The organism is Acetobacter indonesiensis (genome assembly GCF_000963945.1).
Classification (GTDB): Bacteria; Pseudomonadota; Alphaproteobacteria; order Acetobacterales; family Acetobacteraceae; genus Acetobacter; species Acetobacter indonesiensis.
The window spans coordinates 1-1,237 of sequence record NZ_BAMW01000070.1 but is presented as its reverse complement, the minus strand read 5'-3'; the positions used below and the strand labels follow the sequence as shown (position 1 = coordinate 1,237).

General features: G+C 54.6%; 1 protein-coding gene. It reads left to right on the top strand.

Going from position 1 to position 1,237, the window contains the following annotated elements:
- Nucleotides 1–988: IS701 family transposase (locus Abin_RS13935; protein WP_048847999.1), on the top strand; the 988-nt coding region annotated here is incomplete at its 5' end.
- Nucleotides 989–1,237: the final 249 nt, after the last annotated feature.

Here is a 1,237-nt window from a genome sequence, read left to right as displayed (position 1 = left end):
TCGCGATGTCGTCAGGGAGCATGTGGTCGAGCATCTGGGCACTGAAGATGGCGTGCTGGTCATCGATGAGACCGGATTTCTGAAGAAAGGTCAGGCGTCCTGTGGTGTGGGGCGGCAGTATACGGGATCTGCCGGCAAGATCACGAACTGCCAGATGGGTGTATTTGCCACCTATGTCTCGGCGCGGGGTCATGCCTTTGTGGACCGCGCCCTGTATCTCCCAAAAGACTGGACATCGAACCGTGAGCGCCTGAAGCAGGCCCACGTTCCCGATGACGTGGTGTTTGCAACCAAACCGGCGTTAGCCTCGATGATGATTGAGCGGAGTATTGAGGCCGGCATGCCCTTCCGCTGGGTTGCAGCAGACAGCGTGTATGGCGTCGGCGATGTGGAACGCACGCTTCGCCGGGCAGGAATTGGATATGTTCTTGGGGTCAAGGGCAATCATTGGTTCGGATCATGGGCAACGGAACCGCTGATTGCCGGAGAAGCGAAAGATATTGCTGCAGAACTGTCAGATCAGGCCTGGCATCGTCTGTCTGCGGGGCACGGCACAAAAGGTGAGCGGTTATACGACTGGGCGTATCTCCCGCTTGCCGATCTGAATGCTGAAGAATTTGACTGTTCCAGCCCGGGACTATGGACGCGTGGCCTGCTGATCCGACGAAACATCGCCGATGGAGACCTTGCCTATTTTACGACCTGGTGCCCGAAAGGGACAACCATGCAGGAACTCGTGAACGTTGAAGGCACACGCTGGAGGATCGAAGAATGTTTCGAAACGGCCAAAAACGAATTCGGTCTTGATCATAACGAGACCCGTTCCTGGCATGGTTGGCATCGGCATGTCTCTCTGGTCATGCTTGCCTATGCCGTCATGGCAAGTGTCCGGTATCAGGCAAACTCATTGAAACCGAAAAAAACACAACGCAGAACACGATCGTCCTTGTCCGCTGGTCCATTCAGGAAATCAGGCGCCTCGTCGTAAAACTTGCACAACGCAGACTACCCGTCGCTCACATCCTCAGATGGTCCGTCTTTCGACGAACGCATCAGATCAGCGCTATCCGCGCTCGCTCACGACACAAAATGCAACTGTAGTGCTAGGCTCAGGACCTATTAATTTATTGAACTGAGCGAGAGGTTGTGATTCACAGGCTTACCGATGGAGGGTAGCCCTGTGAGTGAAGTATTTTTGCTGTCTGAGCGCCAGATGGAGCGGATTGAGCCGTTTTTT